This is a genomic window from Pyxidicoccus xibeiensis, from assembly GCF_024198175.1.
Taxonomy (GTDB): Bacteria; Myxococcota; Myxococcia; order Myxococcales; family Myxococcaceae; genus Myxococcus; species Myxococcus xibeiensis.
In genome coordinates this window covers 90,562-113,629 of the sequence record NZ_JAJVKV010000024.1, presented here as the reverse complement: position 1 = coordinate 113,629, position 23,068 = coordinate 90,562, and the positions used below count along the sequence as shown (strand labels likewise).

Below are 23,068 nucleotides of genomic sequence, written 5' to 3'. Positions count from 1 at the left end.
GGCCCGGTGGGCTACGCCGCGGCCTCCTCGAAGGCGACGCCGTCGATGATGCTGCTGAAGTCGCGGAGGAAGTCCGCCGGCGTTCCCTCGAACTCCGCCAGCTCGCGCGACGAGCGGGTGGAGACGGCCGCCGTCACCTCGAGGGAGCCGAGCCCCGGGACGCTGACGGCCTCGCCATCCACCTCGTTGTTGGCATCGCCGTCGGTCCGCTCGGCCGCACTGCCGATGCCCGCGTCGCTCTGGGTGAAGGCCCGCACACTGCCGCTGATGGTCACGTCCTCAGCCAGCGAGCCCAGCGCGCCGCCCAGGTCTCCACTCAGGGCCTTGCTCAGCGCGCTCGCGATATCCCGCGTGTTCGCCGTCGCATGGAGGTCCACGGCGATGCCCTCGTTCTGGCTGAGGTTCACCCCGCCACCCTCCACGCCGATGCCGCTGGAGAACTCGAAGCCGCCGCTGAGCGTCGTCGTAGCGTTGTCGATGGCGTTCTGTCCCGCGTCTTCCAGCGCCCCGACCGGGTCCGAGATGAGCTCCTCCAGGTCCACGTCGATGGGCACCCGCGTCTCCAGGCCGATGTTGGCGGAGCCCTCGACGTTGCCCGGCGCCAGGTTGCCGCCCCCGGGGAGCGTCACCGGCCCGGTGATGTCCAGGCTCCCTTCGACCTCCAGGGACTGGTTGAGCACCAGGGTGGGCGGGCCCTCGCGGGGAATCTCGATGGCGATGGCATTGGCCGCCGAGGCGTTGGCGGAAGCGCCCGGCAGGCCGAGCTTCTCGCCCAGGTCGGCACCGATGGAGGCACGGGCCTCGATTTGAAGCGTCGTGCCCGTGTACGCATCCGTGATGTCGCCAATCTCGTCTCCCGCCGAGGCGATCATCGCGGCCCCGATGGGTGCCAGCGGCCCGCCCGCGACCGTCGCGGCGGCCCCCACGGCCACGCCGGCCACGGTCTCCGCCGCCTCCGTCACCTGATCCACGCTGTCGAACTCGAACTTCATGGTGGCCGACGCCGTCACCTCGCCCTCGAGCTCCGCATCGGCCAGGCCCGGCAGGTTCAGCTTCGCCGCCAGCCCGGCGCTGCCCTCACCGGACAGCTCCATCGAGTAGCCGTCCTCCGTCTTCGTGATCCTCATCTCCACGCCGGCGCCCACCTGCACGCCCAGGAGGCTGCCCTCGACGTTGGCCGTCGCGGAGAAGCTGTCACCCGGCGACTGGAGCTGGTCGATCTGGCTGTCCAGGTTGAGCGCGTCCGCCGCCGCGTTGCGGACCGCGTCTCCCAGCCGGCCCACCACCTCTTCGGACACGAAGCTGTAGACCTCTTCCACGGCCTTCTCCGCCAGGCCGGTGAAGAACTCGGCGACGTCGCCCACCGCACCGGCCACGTCCTCGAAGCGGTCCTCGATGAAGCCGCCCGGGTCCGACAGCAGACTGCCCGCGCCCTTCTTCAGCAGCTCCTCGGCGGCGTCCTCCTTGCCCTGGTGGGCGAGCGCGCCCGCCAGCAGATCGCGGAACTTCGAGTCGCCGCCATTGTCGATGAACTTGCCGAAGCCGTCGTCCACCTGCTCCTGCTCGTACCCGTCCGGGATCTCCTTGGCGAGGGCGTAGGCGAGCTGTGCGGCGGCTTCAGGAGGCGCCGCGTTGCCGATGCGGCTGAAGTTCTCGGACATCCCCTCCACGTCCGACTCGGAGAGGCCTCCCGTCTGCGTGGCCTCGCCGAGCAGCTCCGCGCTGCGCTGGAGCCGGGGGCCCGCCAGCGTGAGCATCGCCTCCACCGTCGCGGGGTCGTCCTGGTGGGCCTCGACCTGCTCCGCCAGTGCCTCGGTGAAGGCGTTCGCGTCCGCGTGGTTCCACTCGTCCACCGGCTTGGTGACCGCGCCCTCCACCTGCTCGCGGAAGACCGCGACCGCCATGTCCTCCGGCGTCGTGTTCGCGGCATCGAGGGGGTCCTGCCCCGACGAGACGCTCCGCGCGAAGTGCTCGTTGGAGACGGTCGCCGCCGCGTCGCCCTCGAGCGTGTTCCCCGCCGTGCGGATGACCTTCGCGAGCGACGCGCGGTCCTGGATGGACGACATCCCCGAGTCCGTGGAGCTCGGGTCGCCGCCCTGGGCCCGGTCCGCCAGCCGCTGACCAAAGGCTCGCAGATCCTGTCCGTTATAGATGTTGAGCGTCCGCAGCGTCTGGGACGACTTCGGGTCCTGGTAAAGCTTCGCGTACTCGCGATCCGCCTTCAGGGTGGCGGCAATGTCGTTCGTCTGGGTGGAGGGAGCCATCCCCAGCACCCGGGCCAGGTCGGTCTGGCGCGCGCCCGAGCCCTGGAAGGCATCGCGGACCTCGTTGGCCCGGAGGCCGGACCGGGCAATCTGGTTCGCGGTGAACGCGGCCGGCTTGTTCGCCCCCGCGGCGATGACGTTCGCCGACTGCATGTCCGTCTCCGCCACCTTCGACGTGCGGGCGACAGTCTCTTCCGCCTGCTGGAGCTGCGCGTTCGCCGTGGTGCGCTGACGGGTGGCCTGGTCCAGCTCGCGACGCGCCGCGTCCACCCGCTCCTGCGCGGGCTGCTTCTCCGGCCCCTTCGCCTTCTGCAGCGCCTGATTCGCCTGGGTCAGCTTCTGCTGGGCCTGCTGCGCCTGCTGCGCGGCTCTCTCCGCCGCCTGCCGGGCGCGCTCCGCCGCCTGCCGAGCCTGCTCGGCGCGCCGCGCCGCCTCTTCCGCTCGACGGCGAGCTGCCGCCAGGGCCTCCTGCTGCGAGGCGACGCTGGTGGTGCTGACTCCTCCAGACGAACCACTGGTACTCGCGACGACCATGCGGCCTCCCACGTGTGGTGATGACAGGGGAGGTACGCAATCCCCCCTTCACTGGTTACACGGGGATTTATTTGTGAAGGGCGGGGGCGCCCCCAGCGCGCGAGCTACGCGCCGCGCTTCAGCCGCTCCACGTAGTCCGCGGGCAGCCCCGCGGACTGGGCGCCGCGCACCAGCGCCTCGACGAAGCGCGGGCTCACCGGGCCGTCTTGCGCGGCGCGGCGTGGGTTTGTGACGAACGCGGTGGCCTCCAGCTCCTGGCCGTCCACGCGCACGCGCACGGGGCGCTCCACGCACATCCCCGTGACGAAGCCTTCCTTGTGCTGGACGATGGGCCAGTCCTGGCCGCGAATCTCGAACAGGCGCCCGTACACCTTCGCGCCCGGAGCATCCGCCAGCCCCGCCACCCGGCCACCCCACCAGCGCGAGGGGAAGTCGTAGACGAGGTCCACGTCCACCGCCTCCGCCAGCTTCCCCTCGGGCAGCTCGAAGAAGCCGTAGCTGTGCTGCTGCTTCCACTCGTCGAAGGCGGCGCGGTCCAGGATGGTGGAGTACGCGAAGTACAGGCGAGTGGCGGACGGGTCCGCCCCCGCGCGAGCCTTCATCACCTGGTCATAGTGCGAGTCCATGTCGCCCTCTCCTACCGCTTCTCGCGGCGAGACGGTGTGCCTTCGTCCCGGAAGACGGCCAGCACTCCGGACACGTCCAGCCGGGACGTCTTGATGAACAGCCGCAGCGCGCGCTCCACGTGCTCGGCCAGCGTGGTCATCTTCTCCAGCCGGGCCAGCCGCTCGCGCGGGATGTCGCTCATGGCCCCGGCCAGCCGCCGCGCCTCCGCGAGGTCCGCGCGGATGCGCGCCACGAAGCCCGCCTCGCGCTCCTCGATGACGTGCGTCACCATCCGCACCAGGTCCGTCTCCGCGGCGTAGCGCCACGCGGTGTCCTGCGGCAGCCTCACCCGCTGGATGACACCCCAGCGCTCCAGGTCCCGGAGCAGCATGGAGACGCCGCCCTTGGACAGGTCCAGCTCGCGCTCGATTTCTCCAGCGGTCAGGGGCTCACCGCGCAGGTACAGCAGGGCCCAGACGCGCCCCTGGTTGCGCTTGAAGCCCCAGAACTCGATGACGTTGCCCACCGCGTCCACCGCGATGGCCTCCCACGGCGCCAGCCTTCCTTCGACGGCCGGCACTTCGGATGCTGGGCTCCCGGGCCCCCCGGTCCACAGGTAGCCCTTCATGCAGCGCGCCCCTGGACCTGCTCGGCGATGCCGGCGGACAGCTTGCGCGCCCAGCCCACCAGCTCCTGTCCGGCGGGCTCCGTCGCGAAGCGGCCCAGCTTGTCGAGCGCCGCTTCAATCTCCACGTTCATCCGCGCCATGGAGGCCTCCACCGCGCCCGTGGCCTCAATCGCGGCGCCAATCTCCTTGGTGCGCTCGGGCGTGATCGTGGAGAAGGCCCACGCGTCCTTCAGCTTGCGGCGCAGGGACTCCTCCTTGGCCACCGCCAGGAGGATGGGCATGGACGGCGTGCGCGAGTGCACGTCCGCGTAACGCGGCTTGCCCACGTCCGTGCCGAGGATGTCGCGGATGTCGTCGGCAATCTGGAAGGCCACGCCCAGGTGACGGCCGAACCCGTCGAAGCGCTCCACCGCCTCGGGGCTCTCCGCGAGGGTGGCGGCGGCGCTGCCGCACCAGCCGAACAGCGAGCCCGTCTTGCCCTCGGCGATGAAGCGCAGCCGGTTGAGCGGCAGGTCCAGGTCACCCCGGGCCTCCACCTCGGCGATAGCGGCGCGCGTCATCTCCGAGACGACCGACAGCGCGCTGCGCGTCAGCCGCGCATCCAGCATGGAGAGCTGGTGCAGGCCGGTGGAGAGGATGAGGTCGCCGCTCATCACCGCCACGATGTTGCCCCAGCGCGCGTTCACCGTGGGCCGGCCGCGGCGGAACATGCCCGCGTCCACCACGTCGTCGTGCAGGAGGCTGGCGGAGTGGATGAGCTCGGACGCCACCGCCACGTCCACCAGCCGCTCCGCGGGGACGCCCACCGCGCCGCCGAACAGGCGCACCAGCATGGGACGGGCGCGCTTGCCGCCGCTGCCGAGGCAGAGGTGACGGGCCGCCTCCATCAGCGTGTCGCCCTTCACGTCCGGACCGGCATTGCCATCCACCAGGGTGCTGCCAAGCCGCTGCTCCACCGCCCCCAGAAAGTCCGTCAGCTCCCGAGCCAGTTCCATGTGCGCCCTCTCCTCGCCCGTTCATATAGTTCAAGACCGCGTGAACTGCACCTGAATCCAGCGTCCCCCTCCAGGCGGGCGGGCGTGTGGGATAGGCGGGGGGTGCCCGGCCGTGGGGCGGGCGTGCGTGGCGGGTTCACCGGGGGGCGCATTGAGGGCCCCCCGTGCGCCGTGCGACAGACCTGGGGCCCCGTCGCTCCCGAAGAAGGACCGCGTTGCGCCCCGCCGGAATCCGCCGTCACGTCCTGAGCAGCTTCGCCTCGCTCGCCTCCGCCGTCCCGCTGTTCCGCCCGGGCACGTCCCTGCCCGGCTCCTCCGCGCCGCTGCTGGGCGCGCCGCCGGTGGATGGGCCGGGGCCTGGTGCCCTGGCCCCTGGCGCCAGGGCGGCCACGGGCCAGCTGCGGCGGACGCTGGGCACGTCCGTGGTGGAGGGCATGTTCGCGGAGGTCTTCACGGCATGCGCGGGCGCCACGGTGCTCACGGCGTGGGCCATTGCCCTGCAACTGGGGCCCTTCCTGGTGGGAGTGATGACCGCCCTGCCCTTCTTCGCCCAGTTCGTGCAGTTCCCAGCGGCGTGGCTGACGTCCACCTTCGGGCACAGGCGGGTGGCGCTCACCTCGGTGTGCCTGTCGCGCCTGGTGATGCTCCCCCTGGCGGTGCTGCCCTGGCTGGGGCTGTCCTTCCACTCGCAGCAGGTGCTGCTCCTGGCGGTGGCCGGCGCCTCGGCCCTGCTGGGCGTGGTGGGCAACAACGCGTGGGTGGCGTGGATGGGCGAATTGGTGCCGCGCTCCGTGCGGGGCCGCTTCTTCGGCCGGCGCACCGCGCTCACCACGCTGGCGGGCACACTGGCGTCGCTCACCGCGGGGCTGCTGATGGACCGGCTGCGCGCCCCCGCGGGCGTGGGGCTGGGGTTGCCGCTGCTCGCCCTGGGCGCGTGTGCCATGGGCGTGGTGACGACGCTGCTGATGGCCGCGCAGCATGACCCGGCCCCGCCGGGCACCACGCCGCGCCTGGAGCTGAAGGGCGCGCTGATTCCGCTGAAGGACCCGCTGGCCCGGCGCGTGCTGCACTACCAGGTGGCGTGGAACGCGGCGGTGGGCGTGTCCGCGCCCTTCTTCGCGCTGCACAGCCTGCAGAACCTCAAGATGACCTTCGTCATCATGGCGCTGCACGCCGCGGCGGTGGCGGGGATGCGCATCCTCACCGCGCCGCTGTGGGGCCGCGTCATCGACAAGGTGGGCGCACAGCCGGTGCTGATGGCGTGCTCGCTGGGCATCAGCGTCATCCCCGTGCTGTGGCTGCTGCCGTCCGCGGGCACGCTGTGGCCGCTGCTGTTCGACGTGGTGCTGGCCGGCGCCCTGTGGAGCGGCCATGGCCTGGCCATCTTCGCGCTGCCCCTCGCGGTGGCCCCGCGCAAGGGGCGCCCCTTCTACCTCGCCGCCTTCGCGACGGCGGGCGGCCTGGCCTACTCGGCGGCCGCCGCGGTGGGAGGCGCCATCGCCGCCGCGCTGCCCGCGCAGTTCGTGCTGGGCAACCACGTCTGGGTGAACCTGCACGTGCTGTTCGTGCTGTCGTCGGTGGCGCGGCTGGGCGCGGGGCTGCTGGCCGCGCGCGTCCCCGAGCCCGGCGCCCGCCCGGTGCAGTCCGTGGGCGCCCTGGTGTCCCGGCTGCTGCCCCGCCTGCGCCCGGCACCCGCGCTGGCCGAGGCCCGCACGGCGGACACCGAGCGCTGACCGTCAGATGCGGTAGGCCCTCACCACCTGGGACACGCGCTCGGACAGCATCTTCAGGGACACCGCCGAGTCGCTGGTGGTGGAGATGCGCTTCACCGTGTCCCCCATCAGCGAGTTGAGCTCGTTGACGGCGGTGAAGATCTGCTCGATGCCCGTGGCCTGCTGGCTCACCGTCTGCGCAATCTGCCGCGCGGCCACGGTGCTGTCGTTGACGATGGCGGTGAGCTGCTTGAGCGTGTCCCCGGACGTGCGCACCTGCGTCAGCCCCGCCTCCATGCGCTGGGTGCCCGCGGCGGTGATCTCCACCGTGCCGGCGATCGCCTCGCTGATGTCGGAGAGGATCTGCCGCACCTGGTTGGTGGCGCGGATGGACTGGTCCGCCAGCGCGCGAATCTCGCGCGCCACCACCGCGAAGCCCTTGCCGTGCTCTCCCGAGCGCGCCGCTTCGATGGCCGCATTCACCGCCAGCAGGTGGGACTGGTCCGCCAGGTCCTTCACCGTCTCGGTGATGCCGCTGATCTGCTGCGTGCGCTCCCCCAGCGACATGATGCGCTCGGTGATCTGCTCCACCTGGGCGCGCAGGTCCACCAGGCCGTCGATGCTCTCGGCCACCGCCTCCTCGCCGGTGCGGCCCAGGGCCTCGGCGCGCTCGGCGACCTGGATGACGGACTCCGCGGAGTCCGACGCCATCATCGCCGTCTGACGGATCTCCTGCGCCGTCACCTGCGTCTCCTGGAGCGCGACGGCGTGACGGGAGACCATCTGGTTCTGCTGCTCGGCGGACTCGTTGAGCCCCGACACCGAGTCGCTCAGCAGCTCCGTGGACGACTGGAGCTGGTGCAGCAGCTCCTTCAGCTTGCCCACCAGCAACGCGACGGCGCGCGCGAGCTGGCCGACCTCGTCCGTGGTGTCGATGCGCACCGTCTCGCGCAGGTCGCCATGCTCGGCGATGCGCTGCACCGCGCTGGTGAGCTGGTTCAGCGGCGCGACAATCCTGCGGCTGAGCGCGTAGGCCGCCCCCGTGAGCAGCAGCAGCGCGGCGACGAGCACGAGGCGCACTTTGGAGAGCACGCCCTCCACCCGGCCCATGGCCTCCGTGCGGTCGAAGCCCACGTGCACCTGCCCCAGGTCGCCAGGCACCGACGCGCTCATGTCCAGCAGCTCCACACCGGACACCCGCACGACGGAGCCATTCTTCGCCTTCGCCAGCCGGTCGCGCTGGTCCCGCAGGGCCTGCGCATGCTTGCCGGCCACCCCCACCAGCGCGCCCTTCGCATCCAGCACCGCGACGTAGGCCAGCTTCCCGTCGCGCGCCACGGCGTCCAGCGAGGTCTGCACCGCCGAGGCATCACCCCTGCGCAGGAGGTCCGCCAGCGTGGACGCCACCACCGTGGGAACCGCCGAGGTCATCTCGCGGCCCTGCGCCTCGAACGACTGGTGCATCCGGGGAATGATGTACGCGAGCGACAGCACGGTGAAGAACAGCGCCACCAGCAGCGGCGCCAGGGTGATCTTCTGGGTCAGGGAGATTCGCATCCGGGCACGGGGAAGGCCTGGCGGGCCCGCACGCTCGGCGCGAGCCGTCCCATTCCAGGCCAAGAACAGGAAATGAAGACCCCCTGGAGAATCCAGAGAGGTCGCCCATTGTGAACACTCCCGCTCAAGCCACGCAACCCTACATGCCGGAGCCGTGGGAGCCCCCACTTTCGAGTCGTGGCAATCCCTTACACGCGCTGAACGCTCCAGGCCTATCCTCCGCTCTGGCTGCACCGTCCAAGGGAGCGTCCATGGCTCGCAGGCGCAAGGTCCTCGTCGGCATCGCAGTGCTACTACTCGGAGTGGGGGTTGCGCTCGCCGCGGGTGTGCGCGCGGACGTGCCGGCCTCGGAGCTGGAGGCCCGCCATGCGACGCCGCCCTCGCGCTTCGTCGACGTGGACGGTCTGCGCGTCCACTACCGGGACCAGGGCCAGGGCCCGGCGCTGGTGCTGCTGCATGGCTCCAATGCCTCTCTCTTCACGTGGGAGGGCTGGGTGCGTGAGCTGTCTGCCCACCACCGCGTCATCACCCTGGACCTGCCGGGCCATGGCCTCACAGGTCCGGACGCGAAGGGGCGCTACACGTATGAAGGCATGGCAGCGGTGGTGGACGCCTTCCGTGCGCGGTTGGGACTGGAGCGCTTCGCGCTGGCCGGCAACTCCATGGGGGGCGCGGTGGCCTGGCACTACGCCCTGCTCTACCCGGAGCGCGTGGAGCGGCTCGTGCTGGTGGACGCGGCCGGCTACCCGCGCGACGAGCCGTCCCCCTGGGTCTTCCGGCTGGCGCGCACGCCGGTGCTCGGAGAAGTGTTCTCCCTGGTGACGCCCCGCTGGGTCATCGACCGGAACGTGCGTGGCGTGTACGGCGACCCCTCGAAGGTGACGGACGAGAGCGTGGACCGGTACCACGCGCTGCTGCTGCGCGAGGGCAACCGTGCCGCCACGCGCCAGCGCCTGCGGGCCGGCGCGGACAATGGGCTGTGGCGCAGGCTGGGCGAGCTGCGCGTCCCCACTCTCATCCTCTGGGGTGGCAGGGATGCGTGGATCCTCCCGAGGTACGGCGAGCGCTTCGACCGCGACATTCCCGACTCCCGCAGCGTCGTCTATCCGGAGCTGGGCCACGTGCCGATGGAGGAGGACCCCGTGCGCACGGCCGCGGAGGTGCGCCAGTTCCTCGCGGAGGGCCAGCGCCCCGCACAGCCCATCCCCGCGCCTCCCCCACCTGCTTCCGACGACGCCACACCGTGAAGAAGGAAGTGCCCACCGGAAAAGGCGCGTGCCGGGCCTTGCGGGAGCCAGCGGTCATGCACGCGCCGCCGCCTGGCCGTGCTCGTCCGCCTGCCATGCGGCGGGAGGACCGAGGCCGCGTGGCCGTGGCTCGCCTCTTGAAATGCCCTCCCTAAATTCGCGGCAGTCGGGGGCGTCGGGGTGGGGGAGAGGAGATGGGGCGCGGGCCGTGCCGTGCTCCGGCCAATCATGAGTCTCAGGTGCGTTCACATTCTGGTGGTCGAAGACAACGAGGACACGCGGGACAGCCTCACGGAGTACTTGAGGGCGAAGGGACACCAGGTCTCCTCCGCCGCCAACGGGCGCGAGGCCCTGCTGGCGCTCAGCCAGCTGCCACGCCCGTGCGTGGTGCTGCTGGACTGGATGATGCCGGTGATGGGAGGCGAGGAGCTGATGCGCCTCCTGCAGCTGCAGGACGCCCTGGAAGGCGTGACGGTGGTGGCCGTGACGGGCCGCCGCAACCTCCCGGACGGCATGCCCCTCCGGGCGGTGCTTCCCAAGCCGCTGGACCTGGGCCGGCTGATGAACGTCGTGGGAGAGTTCGCCCCACGGCCCGCGGCCTGAGGGCCTGAGCTTCAGCTTCCGCGCGACGTCGGCTCTTCCGTTGCGCTGGAGGTGCTCGCGGGCGGGCGGCTCCGCTCGCGGGAGACCTCCAGCAGCTGGATGAGCCGGCGCCGCGAGTCCACCGCGTAGTGGACGGTCAGCCCCTCCACCTGGAAGCTGGGCGTGTCCGACAGGATGCCCTCCCCGGAGGATTGCGCCTGCGCGGCCACCAGCTCCAGCCGTGCCTGGAGGGCACGGTAGGTGTTCGTCGGAAGGTGTGCGACCTGACCCCAGGCCTCAGCCACGATCTCGACGGTGTACGGCCGGTGGATGTTCCTCGGAGACTTCATTCGCGGTTGCTGCCCAAAGCAGTTCGCGTGCCAATCCGCCTCTGAGAGAAATCGGACTGTTGGAGCCGGGGCTCGTTGCCAGGCAGTAGAAAATGAGGGCTCCCGGGCTGAAAAAACCTCCGGCTCCGGAGGCGACTTCCGTCAGTGCTCCGCGCCGCCGCTGGTGGCCTTCAGGCCGACGATGGCGACGAGGAGCAGCGACAGGAAGAAGATGCGCAGCGGCGTGGCGGGCTCGTGGAAGAGCACCATCCCCAGCACGGCCGCGCCCAGGGCCCCGATGCCGACCCACACCGCATAGGCGGTGCCGATGGGCAGCGTCTTCGCGGCGATGCCCAGCAGCACCATGCTGGCGACGATGGCGCCTCCGGTGAGGAGGCTCGGGATGGGGCGGGTGAAGCCCTCGGTGTACTTCAGCCCGATGGCCCAGCAGACCTCGAGCAGCCCGGCGACAACCAGCAGGACCCACGCCATGACGAACGACTCCCGTGAATGCGTCGTCTTGTCCTGACCGGGTACGGCGCACCTCGTCCGGGCCCGGCGCGCTCGTCATGAACACCCGGACGGGTGCGGCTATAACGCCCTGCCCTGCCCTCTTCAACTTCCTCAGTGCACGGGCACGGGCTGGGGCGCGGGGGTGGCCTTCCCGCCCGAATGCAGGCCGTGACGGCGGGCAGCCACCGCCACGATGCGCTGCACGAGCGCCGCGTAGGACAGGCCCCGCTCGCGCGCGCCCATGGCCACCTCGCACTGCGCCTCCAGGTAGGGGTTCGGGTTCGCCTCCAGGAGGTACGGCTCGTTGGTGTGGCTGGACACGCGGAAGTCGATGCGCGCGTAGTCGCGCAGCTTGAGGGCCCGGAAGGCCGTCACGGCCGCGCGCTCGATGCGGCCGCGCAGCTCGTCGGACAGGTCATGGGGCATCACCAGCCTGGGGCTGCCCGCCGTCTCCGGGCCGAACTTCACCTCCCGGTTGGCGATCTTCATCCGCTTGCGGCTCCACTTCTTCCCGAAGTCCAGCTCCACCGGCGGCAGCACCTCCGGCGCGGCGTGGTCCCCGAGCACGCCCACGTAGATCTCCCGCCCCTCGATGAACTCCTCCGCCAGCGCCTCGTCGTCGTACTCCTCGCGAATCAGCCGCACGCGACGCGCCAGCCCCTCCAGGTCCTTCTCCACGCCCAGGCCCATGGAGGCGTCCGAGCGGGCCGGCTTCACGACGAGCGGGAACTTCAGGTCGCCCTTCGTCTGGAAGGAGTCGCCGTCGAACATCGCGAAGCGCGGCGTGAGCACGGAGTGGAACTGGAGGAGCTGCTTGGCGAGGATCTTGTCCTGCGCGAGCAGCAGGCCGGCGGTGCCCGAGCCCGTGAAGGGCACGCGCGCCAGCTCCAGCACCGCGGCCACGTTGACTTCCAGCCGGTAGTCCTCGGCGAACGTCTCGCAGATGTTGAAGACGAGGTCCGCGCCGCTCGAGGTCACCTTGCGCAGCAGGTCGGTGACGCTCTCGTCCACGGCGAGGTCCACCGTCGTGTGGCCACCCTCCTCGAGGGCGGCGCGCACCTGGCCCACGACGGAGTCGGGCGGCTCGCCCTTGGGCTGGTAGTGGAGGACCGCGATGCGCAGGGAGCCAACCGTCATGGTCATTCCTCGTAGAAGCGGTCTGTGTAGAGGTGGTTCATCGCCAGCGCCGTCACCAGCGAGGCGATGCGGACGGCGGCCTCGCGGCTGTCGTCCGGATGGAGCGTGAGGCCCAGCGTTGCGGCGCGCTCGGCGAGGTGGTCCAGCAGCGCCCGCACCACGCTGCGGCTCACGCCGGTGTAGTCGGCCACCGTCGAGAGCAGGCGCTGGCGCTCGGCGCGGACGAGCGTCTCCGCGCGCGCGGAGGCTTCTCCCGGGCCATAGAAGATGTCCTCCAGCGACTGGTCGAAGGCATCCCGCAGCTCCAGGTCCACCTTCTCGTCCAGCTCGCGCTGGCGGTAGTGGTCCAGGACGGTGCCCTCCATCTCCTCGGTGGTCAGGTCCGGCGTGGAGAGCTGGACGGGCGGCGGCTCGCGGCCCAGCCGCGCGACGATGTCCTCCACGTATTGAAGCTTCTTCAGTGCGCCCCAGCCCTGGTAGCGCTTGCGCCAGTCGCCGCCGGGGGTGAGCCACACGGCGAACGTCTCCGCGAAGTCCTCGTCCGGGTGTTTCTGCGCGTACCAGCCTGAGATGTGGTGGACGTAGCGCCGCGAGAAGGGCCGCGCCTTGTAGTCGTCACGGTAGGGGCGCGAGTAGTCGCCGAAGACCTTCCGCCACTCGTCCGTGTCGTAGAGGCGGTACGCGTAGTTGAAGGCGTGGCCGGCCTCGTGGCGGAGGTACATGAGAATCTCCGCCTCCGTCTCCGCGCCGCCTCCGAGCTCCTCCTCGATGGAGTGCAGGTCGGCGTCCGCCAGGTAGAACGGGACGCCGATGACGGGGACGCCGGAGGGGCAGCCCCACTCGTCGGACAGGTAGCACTGCGGCTTGAAGGAGATGCCGCGCGCCTCCAGCTCCGCGTGCAGCTGGGCAATCTGCCGCTCCAGCTGCGTGCCCGCGAGGCGGAGCGCCAGGTCCTTGATGCGTGCCTGCAGGAGCCGCTCGCGGTGCGGAGGCAGCCGTCCTCGCCCATCTCCCTGCTGGGCGGGATGCTTCTCGCGCATCGGCAAGCCAGGGTGAGAAGGCGGAGTCAGCATGCCGTCTTCTAGATAAGGAGCGCGGCGGCGCGCGGACAGCCCGCTCTGGGATGCGGAGCAGCCAGGCGGGCGGGCCCCCGCCCACCACCCCATACTTGTCCAGATGTTTCAGTCTCACGGTATCAACATGAGTTTCACGCTTCCCGGGGCACCGCGTGATAGTCTCGAAAAAGGCGAATCAACCGGGAGCGACTCCAAAGTGAAGACCGACGCGACGCGGACGCTGCTGGTCACGCAGTCCGACCTGCGCGCCATCGTAGACGCCATGGGTCTGGATGCACTCATGGACGAGCTCATCCACGCACTGGCCGAGGCCCTGCGCACCTACGACGCGAGCACCACCGAGGTGCGCAAGCGCGAGGGCTTCCTGCTGGACCACCCCGTCCAGCCCGGCGTGCTCGAGTGGATGCCCGTCATGCACCGCGGCCACACCGTGACGGTGAAGATGGTGGGCTACAGCCCCCTCAACCCCGACCAGCAGGCGCTCCCCACCATCATCGCCACCAACAGCCTGTATGACGTGCGGACGGGCCACCTGCTGGCCCTGATGGACGGCGTCTTCGCCACGGCGCTGCGCACGGGCGCGGCCTCCGCGGTGGCCACCCGCTGCCTCGCCTCGCCCCGGAGCACCGTGCTGGGCCTGGTGGGCGCCGGAGCCCAGGCCGTCACGCAGCTGCACGCCATCAGCCGCCTCTTCCCGCTGAAGCAGGTGCTGGCCTACGACACCAACCCGGCGGCCCTGCAGTCCTTCGCGAGCCGCGCGGCCTTCCTGGGCCTGGACGTGCGCCCCGCGACGCTGGCCGAGGTGGAAGCCCACTCCGACATCATCTGCACGGCCACCACCGTCGGCGTGGGCGCCGGCCCCGTCATCTCCGGCCATGAGCTGAAGCCCCACGTCCACATCAACGCGGTGGGCTCGGACCTGCCGGGCAAGACGGAGCTGCCCCGCGCCCTCCTGGAGCGCAGCCTCGTGTGCCCCGACTACCTGGAGCAGGCGCGCGTCGAGGGCGAGTGCCAGCAGCTCGCCCCCGAGCTCATCGGTCCGGACCTCGTCACGCTGATGAAGCACCCGGACCGCTACGAGGCCTGGCGCCACAAGAGCACGGTGTTCGACTCCACCGGCTACGCGCTCGAGGACCAGGTCGTCACCGCGCTGCTGCTGAAGCACGCGGAGCACCTGGGCCTGGGCACGCCCGTGGCCCTGGAGACCATCGGCGGCGACGCGCTGGACCCGTACGCGCTCCTGCGCGGCCCCCCTCAGGCGCCGGCGCAGCGGCTCGAAGTCCGCCGCGCCGTCAGCGCCTGACGGCCGCCTCACCTACACCTCCAGGACGATCTTCCCGAAGCTGGCGTTGGACTCCATCCGCCGGTGCGCGTCCGCGACGCGCTCCATCGGGAAGGTGGAGTCGACGACGGCGCGCACGCGTCCGGCCACCAGCTCCGGCAGCCACCGCTCGCGGAAGCGCCGCGTGAGGGCCACCTTCTCCGCCAGCGGCAGCGGCCGGATGGCCATGCCCTTGAGCTGAAGCCGCCGCAGCACCACCTGCCGCATGTCCAGGTCCGCGCTCTGCCCGTCCATCAGCCCCACCAGCAGCTGGCACCCGCCGAACTTCAGGATGGACAGGTTGCGCGCCAGCGCCGCGCCACCGACGAAGTCCTCCACCACGTCCACCCCGGCCCCGTCCGTCAGGGCCCGCAGCTCCGTGGCGAAGTCCCGCTCCGTGCGCAGCACGCCGGCCTCCGCGCCCAGCGCCAGGCACCCGCGCAGCTTCTCCTGGGTGCTCACGGTGAAGAACGCCCGCGCCCCCACCGCGCGCGCAATCTGGATGCACGCGGTGCCGATGCCGCTGCCTCCCGCGTGGATGAGCACCGACTGGCCCGCCCGCAGGCCGCCCAGCTCCAGCAGGGACTCGTGCGCCGTGAAGTAGGCCTCTGGCGTGGCCGCGGCCTCCACGAAGGACCAGCCGTCCGGCATGGGAATGGCCATCCCCTCCTCGATGAGGCACGCCTCCGCGTAGCCCCCGCCGTCCACCAGCCCGAAGACGCGCTGGCCCGGCTCCACGCCCCGCACCTCCTCGCCACAGGCCTCCACCTCTCCCGCCACCTCCACGCCCAGGCTCGGGAAGACGACGCCGGGTGGCAGGGGGAAGCCCCCGCTGCGCAGCACCGTGTCACCCCGGTTGAGGGCGGAGGCGCGCACCCGCACGCGCACCTGCCGGGGCCCCGGCACCGGACGCGGCAGCTCCCGGATGCGCAGCACCTCGGGGCCGCCGAAGGACTCCTGCACCACGGCTCGCATCGGCGCGTCAGTAGTTCGCATCGGCGTCCACGCTGTGCTTGCGCAGCGGCACGAGGAAGGTGCGCTCGAAGGTCATGAAGACGGTGCCGTCCGCCTTCACGCCCTTCGTCTCCACGGAGACCACGCCCTGCGTCTTGCGCGACTTCGACATGCGCTTGGCGAGCACGCGGCTCTCCGCGTAGATGGTGTCACCCACGAAGACCGGGGCGGTGAGGCGGATCTTGTCCCAGCCCAGGTTGGCCACTCCCTTGGCGCTGGTGCTGTTGAGGCTCATGCCCCCCACGATGGCCAGCGTCACCAGGCTGGACATCAGCGGCTGCTTCCACTCCGTCTTGCCCGCGTAGACGGCGTCGATGTGGAGCGGGTGCGTGTTGAGGCTCAGCAGCGACTGCCAGATGTTGTCCACGTCCGTGAGGGTGCGTCCGGGCCGGTGCTCGAACACGTCGCCCACCTCGAAGTCCTCGAAGTACAGGCCGTGCGTCTCGCGGTAGCGCTGCTTGCCCACCTTCTTGTGGGCGGTAACCATCTTCTTCATGTGTCTCCACTCCCGGTCCGCGTCCGCAGGGGGACGGGCGCTGCTTCGAGCTGCACGCTGGCCAGCACGCGCCGCGCCGCGGCGACCAGCGGCGGGCCAATCATGTTGCCGCCCACGACGTGGATGCCGCCCTTGCCGTCATCCGCCTGGGCCAGCACGCGGCGCGCGTGGTCCACCATGAGGGCGCTGGGGCGCAGCGCCTCGTGGATGGTGTCCACCTGGTCCGGGTGGATGACGATCTTCCCGGTGAAGCCCACCGTGCGCGCGCGGCGCGTCTCCTCCTCGAGGCCCGCGAGGTCCTCCAGGTCGAAGAAGGGCGAGTCGATGGCGGACAGCCCGGCGAGGTGCGCCGCCATGGCGATGCGCGAGCGCGCGTACAGCATGGGCTCCCAGGTGAGCGGCACCCCCATCTGTGACGACAGGTCCGCGGCGCCGAAGATGAGGCCGTGGAGCCGCGGCGTCGCGCTGGCGATGCTGTCCACCGCCGACACGCCGCGTGGCGTCTCGATGATGGCCAGCAGCACCGCGTCCGGGATGCGCGTGCCGAGCAGCTCGTCCAGCTGCTGCAGCTCCATGGCGGACTCCACCTTGGGCAGGAGGATGGCGTCGGGTTGGACTCCGGCCTCCAGCAGGGCCAGGACGTCCCGCAGGCCGTGCTCGGTGCGCAGGCTGTTGATGCGCAAGGCCATGGGGCCGTGCAGGCGACGGAACCGGTGGAGGTGTTCAATCGCGAGCTGGCGTGCCTCGGACTTGAGGGCCGCGGGCACGCCGTCCTCCAGGTCGAGCAGCCCGACATCGGCACCGACCGACGCCGCCTTGTCGAAGCGCGACGGGTCCAGCGCGGGCGTCACCAGGAAGGTCCTGCAGGGAATGGGCAACGACATGGCGCCTCCGCTCTCTTCAAACCTGGGGCACGGACACTTCCCGCACGGCGTCACACAGCCGCTGCAGGTCGGACGAAGACAGGTTCGAGCGCAGCATGATGCGCAGGCCCGCCCGGCCTTTCGGGACGATGGGGAAGAACACCGCGGACGAGTAGAAGCCCCGCTCCAGCAGCCGGCGCGAGCGCTCCACCGCGGCGGACTCGGGGCCCACGTCGATGATCTTGATGGGGAAGTCCTCGCCCCGGGTGCGCGTGGGGACGCGCTCGTCGAAGAAGCGGACGTTGGCGCGCAGGGCCTGCTGCCGCTTCGTCAGCTCCGGCGTCCCGTGCAGGCGCGCGGAGGCCAGGCTGGCGCCGATGGCCGGAATGCACAGGCTCTGGGACCAGCCCAGCGGCCCCGCGAAGCGTCCCACCAGGTCCGTGTGGTGCCCGGCACCCAGCATGACGGCGCCGCCCGCGGTGCCGAAGCCCTTGCCCAGCGAGCCGATGATGATGGTGCGCGGGCTCACGTCGCCCGGGATGAGCGTGCGCACGAAGCCCTCGCCCGACTCGCCGTAGACGGAGAAGGAGTGCGAGTCATCGAAGTAGAGGAAGAGGCCGTAGCGGTCCTGCAGCGCGAGCAGGTCCTTCACCACCGCCGCGCCCCCCATGGAGTAGAAGCCGTCCGCGACGTACGCCACGCGGGCGTGCTTGCGGCAGACGTCCTCCAGGAAGTCCAGGTCATTGTGCGGACACGTGAGGACCTCCGTCTCGTCCGCGCAGATGGGCTTGATGAGGTTCATCGAGAAGTGCGCCGACTTGTCGAACACCAGGACCGGCTTGCGGCCCTCGGGCAGCAGGTGGCCGGAGGCGATGAGCGGCAGCAGACCCGCGCTGGCGGCGCTGGCGGAGTTGGTGACGATGACCTTCGTGCGCCAGCGCTGGGACAGCTCCTCCTCCAGCCGGTCCAGGATGGCCACGCGCACGCGGAGCCGGGAGATGGCCATGTCCATCGTCCCCTCGCTCCGGAGGGCCTGGATGGCGCCCTCGAGGATGTCCGGGTGCGAGTCCAGGCCCAGGTACGAGCACGAGCACATGTTGATGAACTCGCGTCCGTCCGGCAGCTCCAGCGTGCCGCGCCCGGTGTTGCGCACCGACAGGTCCAGCAGGCCCGCCTCCTTGGCCGCCTGGAAGGACGGGTTGCCGTGGACGATCATCGACTCCGTGTTGCGGTAGCGGTTCTTCTCTTCCATGGGAGCACCCGTCGCGCGCTGCGGTGGGACCACCTCACTGCTGTTGCTGGAAACCACGGGAAGCCTCCTCCAGCCCTGCGGCCACATCGGGATTCGCGAGGACCCGGTCCAGGAGCGCGACCAACTCATCGCGCAGGCGCTCCATGGTGACGGACTCGAACAGGTCGGTGTTGAACTCGAGCTCGCCGCTGAACCCGTCCTCCCGCTCGAACAGCGAGAGTGCAAGCTCGTAGACGGAGGCGCCGCGGTCCGTGGCCTCCATGGGCAGCGGCTTCAGACCGGGGAGCTCCACCGGGTCCATGGGCGCGTTCTGCAGGGCGAACATGGCCTGGAAGAGCGGCGTCCGGTTGGGCAGGCGCTGGACGCCGATGGCATCCACCACCTGCTCGAAGGGCACCTCCTGGTGGGCATACGCGCCCAGCGTCACGTCACGCACACGCGAGAGGAGCTGACGGAAGGTGGGGCCTCCGCGCAGGTCCACCCGCAGCGCCACGCCATTCACGAACAGGCCGATGAGCGACTCCAGCTCTGGGAGGGTGCGGTTGGCGATGGGCGAGCCGATGACGACCTCCTCCTGGCCCGCGCGGTGGCAGAGCACCGTGCCGAACAGCGCCAGCAGCGCCATGAAGGGCGTCACCCGCTCCTGCTGGCAGAGGGCGTTGAGCGCCTCGCTGCGGGCCCGGCCGAGCACCACCCGGTGGGACGTGCCGTTGAAGGTGCGCGTCGCGGGCCGGGGCTTGTCCGTGGGGAAGTCCAGCAGCGTGGGCGCGCCGGCCAGGGCCACCCGCCAGTAGCCGAGCCGCGTCTCCAGCTCGCGTCCGGTGAGCCAGCCGCGCTGCCAGGCCGCGAAGTCCGGGTACTGCACCTTCAGCGGAGGCAGCGCCGGAGTCGCGCCCGTGGAGAAGGCCGTGTAGAGCAGCCCCACCTCGCGGGTGAGGATGCCCTCGGACCAGCCGTCCGACAGGATGTGGTGCTTGCTGAAGAGCAGCAGGTGCTCGTCGTCCTCCAGGCAGAAGAGCGTGCTGCGGATGAGCGGCCCCCGGGTGAGGTCGAACGGCCGGCGCGCCTCCTCGGCCAGCCGCCGGAGCACCTCGACCCGGCCATCCGCCCGTCCCCGCAGGTCCACCCGTCCCAGGTCGAACCGGAGGGTCGGCGCCACCTTCTGCACCGGACGTCCCGCCTCCTCGGTGAAGGTGGTGCGCAGCGAGTCGTGCCGGTCCACCAGCGCCTGGAGCGCGGCGTGGAGCGCGTCCACGTCCAGCGCCCCCGAGAAGCGGTAGGCCCCCGGCTGGTTGTAGGCCGTGGAGGTGGGGTTCAGCTTGAACAGCTTCCACAGCCGCTCCTGCGAGTACGAGAGCGGGATGGGCGCGTCGCGTGACACCCGCGTCAGCGCGGGCACCGAGCGCGAGGGCTCATGCCGCACCCCCTCGATGCGCCGCGCGAGGTCGGCCACGGTGGGCCCCTCGAAGAGGGCGCGCAGCGGCAGCTCCACGCCCAGCTCGTGGTGGATGCGAGAGAGCAGCTGGGTGGCGAGCAGCGAGTGGCCTCCCAGCTCGAAGAAGCCGTCATGGACGCCCACGCGCTGCACGCGGAGCACCTGGCCCACCAGCACGGCCAGCTGCGCCTCGACGGGCGTACGCGGTGCGACGTGCTCTTCGCGCCGCGCCACGGCGCCCACCGAGTCCGGATGCGGCAGGGCCCGGCGGTCCACCTTCCCGTTGGGGGTGAGGGGCAGCGCGCCCAGCACCACGAAGGCGGAGGGCACCATGTACTCGGGCAGGCTGTCGCGGAGGAAGGCGCGCAGGGCGTGCGGCTCCAGCGAAGCTTCCGAGCGCGAGGACACATAGGCCACCAGCGCCCTGCCCCCGGGCATGTCGTCGCGGGCCAGCACCACCACCTCGCGGACCGCCGGGTGGCGGGAGAGGACGCCCTCCACCTCGCCCGGCTCGATGCGGAAGCCGCGCACCTTCACCTGCGCGTCGCGCCGGCCGAGGAACTGGAGCCTGCCATTTGCCAGCCAGCGGGCCACGTCTCCGGAGCGATACAGCCGGGCGCCGAGTGCGGCGCTGAACGGGTCGGGGATGAAGCGCTCCGCCGTCAGCTCCGGCCGCCCCAGGTAGCCCCAGGCCAGGCCGTCTCCCGCGATGTACAGCTCGCCCGGCACGCCCAGGGGCACCGGCCGCAGGTTCGCGTCCAGCAGGTACACGCGCGTGTTGGCGATGGGCTGACCGATGGAGACCGAGTGGCCCACCTCGGCGGGGTCCGTCATCACGTGACAGCACGTGAAGGTGGTGCCCTCGGTGGGGCCATAGCCGTTCACCAGCCGCCCACCCCGGGCCAGGTGCTCAGGCTCGAGAGCCTGTGCGCGAGCCAGATGCTCGCGCACGCGCTCCGGAGGCAGCACGTCGCCGCCGGCGAGCACCTGCCGCACCCGTCCCAGCGGCTCGGGCTGGCCGGCCACCATCTGCTCGAACAGCGCGGCGGTCAGCCACAGGGTGGTGACGCGGTGCTGGTCCAGGGCGCGGCCCAGTTCCTCCAGCGAGAGCGTCCCGGGCGGCGGCACCACCAGCCGCGCGCCATGGAGCAGGCAGCCCCACAGCTCGAAGGTGGAGGCATCGAAGGCCAGCGGCGCGAGCTGCAGGAAGACCTCGTCCGGCCCGAGCCGCGCGAAGCGGCTGCCCACCACCAGCCGGATGACGGCGCGGTGCGGGACGCAGACGCCCTTGGGCCGGCCGGTGGAGCCGGAGGTGTACATGACGTACGCCAGGTCGGCGCCCGTGACGTCCACGCGCGGCGGGGTGGCGGGCGCGGCGGCGAGGCGTGCGCCCTCCAGGTCCAGCACCAGCCGCGCCGGGCCCTCCGGGGGCAGGTTCCCATCCGCGCCCGCCTGCGTGAGCACGCGCACGGCCCCGGTGTCCTCCAGCATGAAGGCCAGCCGCTCGCGGGGGGCCGCCGGGTCCAGCGGCACGTACGCGGCGCCCGCCTTGAGGATGCCCAGCACCGACACCACACCCTCCAGCGAGCGCTCCACACACAGCGCCACCCGGTCCCCGGCGCGCACGCCCTCCGCGCCCAGGACGTGGGCGAGCTGGTTGGCGCGGCGTTCCAGCTCCGCGTACGTGAGCGACTGGCCGCCGGACTCCACCGCTACGGCGTCCGGAGTGCTCGCGGCGCGGGCCGCGAAGAGCGCGTGCACGGCCGCATCGCGCGGGTAGTCCACGGCGGTGGCGTTCCACTCCACCAGCACCCGGCGGCGCTCGACGGTGGGCTGGAGCGACAGCTCCGCCAGGTGCCGCCCGGGCCACGCGACGGCGCTCGCCAGCAGCGTGCGCAGGTGCTCCATCATCCGCTTCGCGGTGGACGCGTCGAACAGGTCCGTCCGGTACTCCAGCGTGCCGCGGAGGCCCTCGGGCGACTCGGTCAGGGTGAGGGTGAAGTCGAACTTGGACGTGCCGCTGTCCACCGCTCCCAGTGGCGTGAGGCTCAGCCCGCGCACGTCCAGGTCCATGGACGGCGTGTTGACGAGGACGAGCGCGACCTGGAAGAACGGCGTGTGGCCGAGCTGGCGCTCCGGCTTGAGGACCTCCACCAGCTTCTCGAAGGGCATGTCCTGGTGGGAGTACGCCCCCAGCGTGACGGCCTTCACCCGGTTGAGCAGCTCGCGGAAGGTGGGGTTGCCGTCCAGCCGCGTGCGCAGCACCAGCGTGTTGACGAAGAAGCCGATGAGCCCCTCCGTCTCCGCCTGCCGGCGCCCCGCGATGGGCGCGCCCACGGTGATGTCGTGCTGGCCGGAGTAGCGCGACAGCAGCGCCTGGAGCCCCGCCAGCAGCCCCATGAACAGCGTGGCGCCCTCGCCGCGACACAGGTGCGAGAGCGAGCGGGTCAGCTCCCGCGGCAGCTCGACGGCCAGCACCGCGCCGGGGTTGCGCGAGCTGGCGGTGCGCGGCCGGTCCGTCGGCAGCTCCAGCAGCGGCGGCGCTCCGTCGAGCTGGCGCTTCCAGTACGCGAGCTGGCCCGCCAGCACGTCGCCCCGCAGCCACTCGCGCTGCTGGCTGGCGTAGTCCGCGTACTGGATGGGCAGCTCCGGCAGCGGCGAGGGCCGCCCCGCGGAGAAGGCCTCGTACAGCGTGGCCACCTCGCGGATGAGCACCGACAGCGACCAGGCGTCGGAGACGATGTGGTGCATCGTCACCAGCAGCACGTGCTCCTGCTCGCCCAGGCGGAGCAGCCCGGTGCGCAGCAGCGGCCCGCGCACCAGGTCGAAGGGCTGCCGCGCCTCCTCCCGCGCCAGCCGCAGCGCCTCCCCTTCCCGCTCCAGCTCGGGCAGGTGCCGCAGGTCCGTCACCTCCAGCGAGGTGTCCGACGCGGGATGGATGGCCTGGATGGGCCTGCCCTCCAGCGCCCGGAAGGTGGTGCGCAGCGACTGATGGCGGCGCACCAGCTCCGAGAAGGCCCGCTCCAGCGCGGCCACGTCGAGCAGGCCCTTCAGCCGCAGCGCGGCCGGGATGTTGTAGAGCGCGGTGCCCGGATGGAACTGGTCGACCAGCCACAGGCGGAGCTGCGCGAAGGACAGCTCCGCCTCCTCCGTGCGCGCCACCAGCACCGGCGTGCGCGGCCTGTCCATCATGAGAGAGGCCTGATTCGATGAGGTCATGGGTCGATTCCCGTCGATACGGCGGGCCAGGACGGCAGCAGTGGACGACTCGCACGGCGCCCCCGATGTCCGCTCCGCGTCACGGTGCGCGTGACGCTTTGCCCCCCTCGAGGACGCCGGAGAAACCGCAGTGCCGGGTCGCGATTAAACGGTAAGTACCGCCGTTCAAGGCAAGCAGTCCAGACCGGTCAATCCCGACACCCCTGCCAGCTTTTGACACCCCCCGCAGTGCACACGCCCAGTAGAAACTTGGAATTTCAGTGCAGGCTTTGAGGCGCATTCCCTACT

18 protein-coding genes and 1 riboswitch are annotated in these 23,068 nt (G+C 71.3%); of the genes, 4 read left to right on the top strand and 14 right to left on the bottom strand.

The features are described 5' to 3' along the window. Window positions 1-11 precede the first annotated feature (11 nt). The 4 genes from LXT23_RS47025 to LXT23_RS47010 form a co-directional block, all read right to left on the bottom strand. A complete protein-coding gene (locus tag LXT23_RS47025; RefSeq protein WP_253987088.1) occupies window positions 12-2,798 on the bottom strand; it encodes a hypothetical protein in 2,787 nt (928 codons plus the stop codon). Window positions 2,799-2,902: 104 nt separating this feature from the next. After that, window positions 2,903-3,424 carry a gamma-glutamylcyclotransferase gene (locus tag LXT23_RS47020; protein ID WP_253987087.1) on the bottom strand — a complete coding sequence of 174 codons (522 nt, stop codon included), beginning with the start codon at window positions 3,422-3,424 and terminating at the stop codon, window positions 2,903-2,905. A gap of 11 nt (window positions 3,425-3,435) precedes the next feature. Further along, window positions 3,436-4,032, bottom strand: a complete 597-nt coding sequence (locus tag LXT23_RS47015) for a GbsR/MarR family transcriptional regulator (protein ID WP_256561867.1) — start codon at window positions 4,030-4,032, stop codon at window positions 3,436-3,438. Beyond that, window positions 4,029-5,027 (bottom strand): polyprenyl synthetase family protein, encoded by a 999-nt coding sequence (locus tag LXT23_RS47010; protein ID WP_253987085.1) that lies wholly within the window; start codon window positions 5,025-5,027, stop codon window positions 4,029-4,031. The genes LXT23_RS47015 and LXT23_RS47010 overlap by 4 nt, the downstream gene beginning before the upstream one ends. 215 nt (window positions 5,028-5,242) lie before the next feature. On the opposite strand from LXT23_RS47010, the gene LXT23_RS47005 reads away from it, so the two are divergent. Next, window positions 5,243-6,760, top strand: coding sequence for an MFS transporter (locus LXT23_RS47005; protein ID WP_253987084.1), 1,518 nt, complete (start codon window positions 5,243-5,245; stop codon window positions 6,758-6,760). Window positions 6,761-6,763: 3 nt separating this feature from the next. On the opposite strand, the gene LXT23_RS47000 is transcribed toward LXT23_RS47005, so the two are convergent. Beyond that, window positions 6,764-8,296, bottom strand: coding sequence for a methyl-accepting chemotaxis protein (locus LXT23_RS47000; protein ID WP_253987083.1), 1,533 nt, complete (start codon window positions 8,294-8,296; stop codon window positions 6,764-6,766). 251 nt (window positions 8,297-8,547) lie between these two features. Here LXT23_RS47000 and LXT23_RS46995 point away from each other — a divergent pair, with 251 nt between their 5' ends. After that, complete coding sequence (locus LXT23_RS46995) at window positions 8,548-9,543, top strand: alpha/beta fold hydrolase (protein WP_253987082.1); 996 nt, start codon at window positions 8,548-8,550, stop codon at window positions 9,541-9,543. 255 nt (window positions 9,544-9,798) lie between these two features. Beyond that, complete coding sequence (locus LXT23_RS46990; protein WP_253987081.1) at window positions 9,799-10,146, top strand: response regulator; 348 nt, start codon at window positions 9,799-9,801, stop codon at window positions 10,144-10,146. An 11-nt stretch (window positions 10,147-10,157) separates the two neighbouring features. Here LXT23_RS46990 and LXT23_RS46985 read toward each other — a convergent pair whose 3' ends face one another. The 4 genes from LXT23_RS46985 to LXT23_RS46970 all read right to left on the bottom strand — a co-directional run bounded on the left by LXT23_RS46985 (window position 10,158) and on the right by LXT23_RS46970 (window position 13,144). Beyond that, a complete protein-coding gene (locus LXT23_RS46985; protein ID WP_253987080.1) occupies window positions 10,158-10,475 on the bottom strand; it encodes a hypothetical protein in 318 nt (105 codons plus the stop codon). A gap of 141 nt (window positions 10,476-10,616) precedes the next feature. After that, a complete protein-coding gene (gene sugE, locus LXT23_RS46980) occupies window positions 10,617-10,946 on the bottom strand; it encodes a quaternary ammonium compound efflux SMR transporter SugE (protein WP_253987079.1) in 330 nt (109 codons plus the stop codon). 17 nt (window positions 10,947-10,963) lie between these two features. Continuing rightward, window positions 10,964-11,023, bottom strand: a riboswitch (guanidine-III (ykkC-III) riboswitch). Window positions 11,024-11,078: 55 nt separating this feature from the next. Further along, window positions 11,079-12,104: a D-alanine--D-alanine ligase family protein gene (locus LXT23_RS46975; RefSeq protein ID WP_253987078.1), complete on the bottom strand. Its 1,026-nt coding sequence runs from the start codon at window positions 12,102-12,104 to the stop codon at window positions 11,079-11,081. A 2-nt stretch (window positions 12,105-12,106) separates the two neighbouring features. Continuing rightward, entirely contained in the window at window positions 12,107-13,144 is a 1,038-nt protein-coding gene (locus LXT23_RS46970; RefSeq protein WP_253987077.1) for a putative zinc-binding metallopeptidase, read from the bottom strand. 232 nt (window positions 13,145-13,376) lie between these two features. Between LXT23_RS46970 and LXT23_RS46965 the strand changes: the two genes are divergently transcribed. Continuing rightward, entirely contained in the window at window positions 13,377-14,483 is a 1,107-nt protein-coding gene (locus LXT23_RS46965) for an ornithine cyclodeaminase family protein (RefSeq protein WP_253987076.1), read from the top strand. Window positions 14,484-14,495: 12 nt separating this feature from the next. On the opposite strand, the gene LXT23_RS46960 is transcribed toward LXT23_RS46965, so the two are convergent. The 5 genes from LXT23_RS46960 to LXT23_RS46940 are packed head-to-tail and all read right to left on the bottom strand — an operon-like array spanning window position 14,496 to window position 22,780. Further along, window positions 14,496-15,497, bottom strand: coding sequence for an NAD(P)H-quinone oxidoreductase (locus LXT23_RS46960; RefSeq protein WP_253987075.1), 1,002 nt, complete (start codon window positions 15,495-15,497; stop codon window positions 14,496-14,498). Then, window positions 15,484-16,011, bottom strand: a complete 528-nt coding sequence (locus tag LXT23_RS46955; RefSeq protein WP_253987074.1) for a MaoC/PaaZ C-terminal domain-containing protein — start codon at window positions 16,009-16,011, stop codon at window positions 15,484-15,486. The genes LXT23_RS46960 and LXT23_RS46955 overlap by 14 nt, the downstream gene beginning before the upstream one ends. Continuing rightward, a complete protein-coding gene (locus LXT23_RS46950; RefSeq protein WP_253987073.1) occupies window positions 16,008-16,895 on the bottom strand; it encodes an aldolase/citrate lyase family protein in 888 nt (295 codons plus the stop codon). Before LXT23_RS46950 ends, LXT23_RS46955 begins: the two co-directional genes overlap by 4 nt. Before the next feature lie 16 nt (window positions 16,896-16,911). Further along, window positions 16,912-18,126 (bottom strand): 8-amino-7-oxononanoate synthase family protein, encoded by a 1,215-nt coding sequence (locus tag LXT23_RS46945; RefSeq protein WP_253987072.1) that lies wholly within the window; start codon window positions 18,124-18,126, stop codon window positions 16,912-16,914. Between the two features lie 34 nt (window positions 18,127-18,160). Further along, the gene (locus tag LXT23_RS46940) at window positions 18,161-22,780 is read right to left on the bottom strand and encodes a non-ribosomal peptide synthetase (protein ID WP_253987071.1); all 4,620 of its coding nucleotides are present in this window, start codon (window positions 22,778-22,780) and stop codon (window positions 18,161-18,163) included. Window positions 22,781-23,068: the final 288 nt, after the last annotated feature.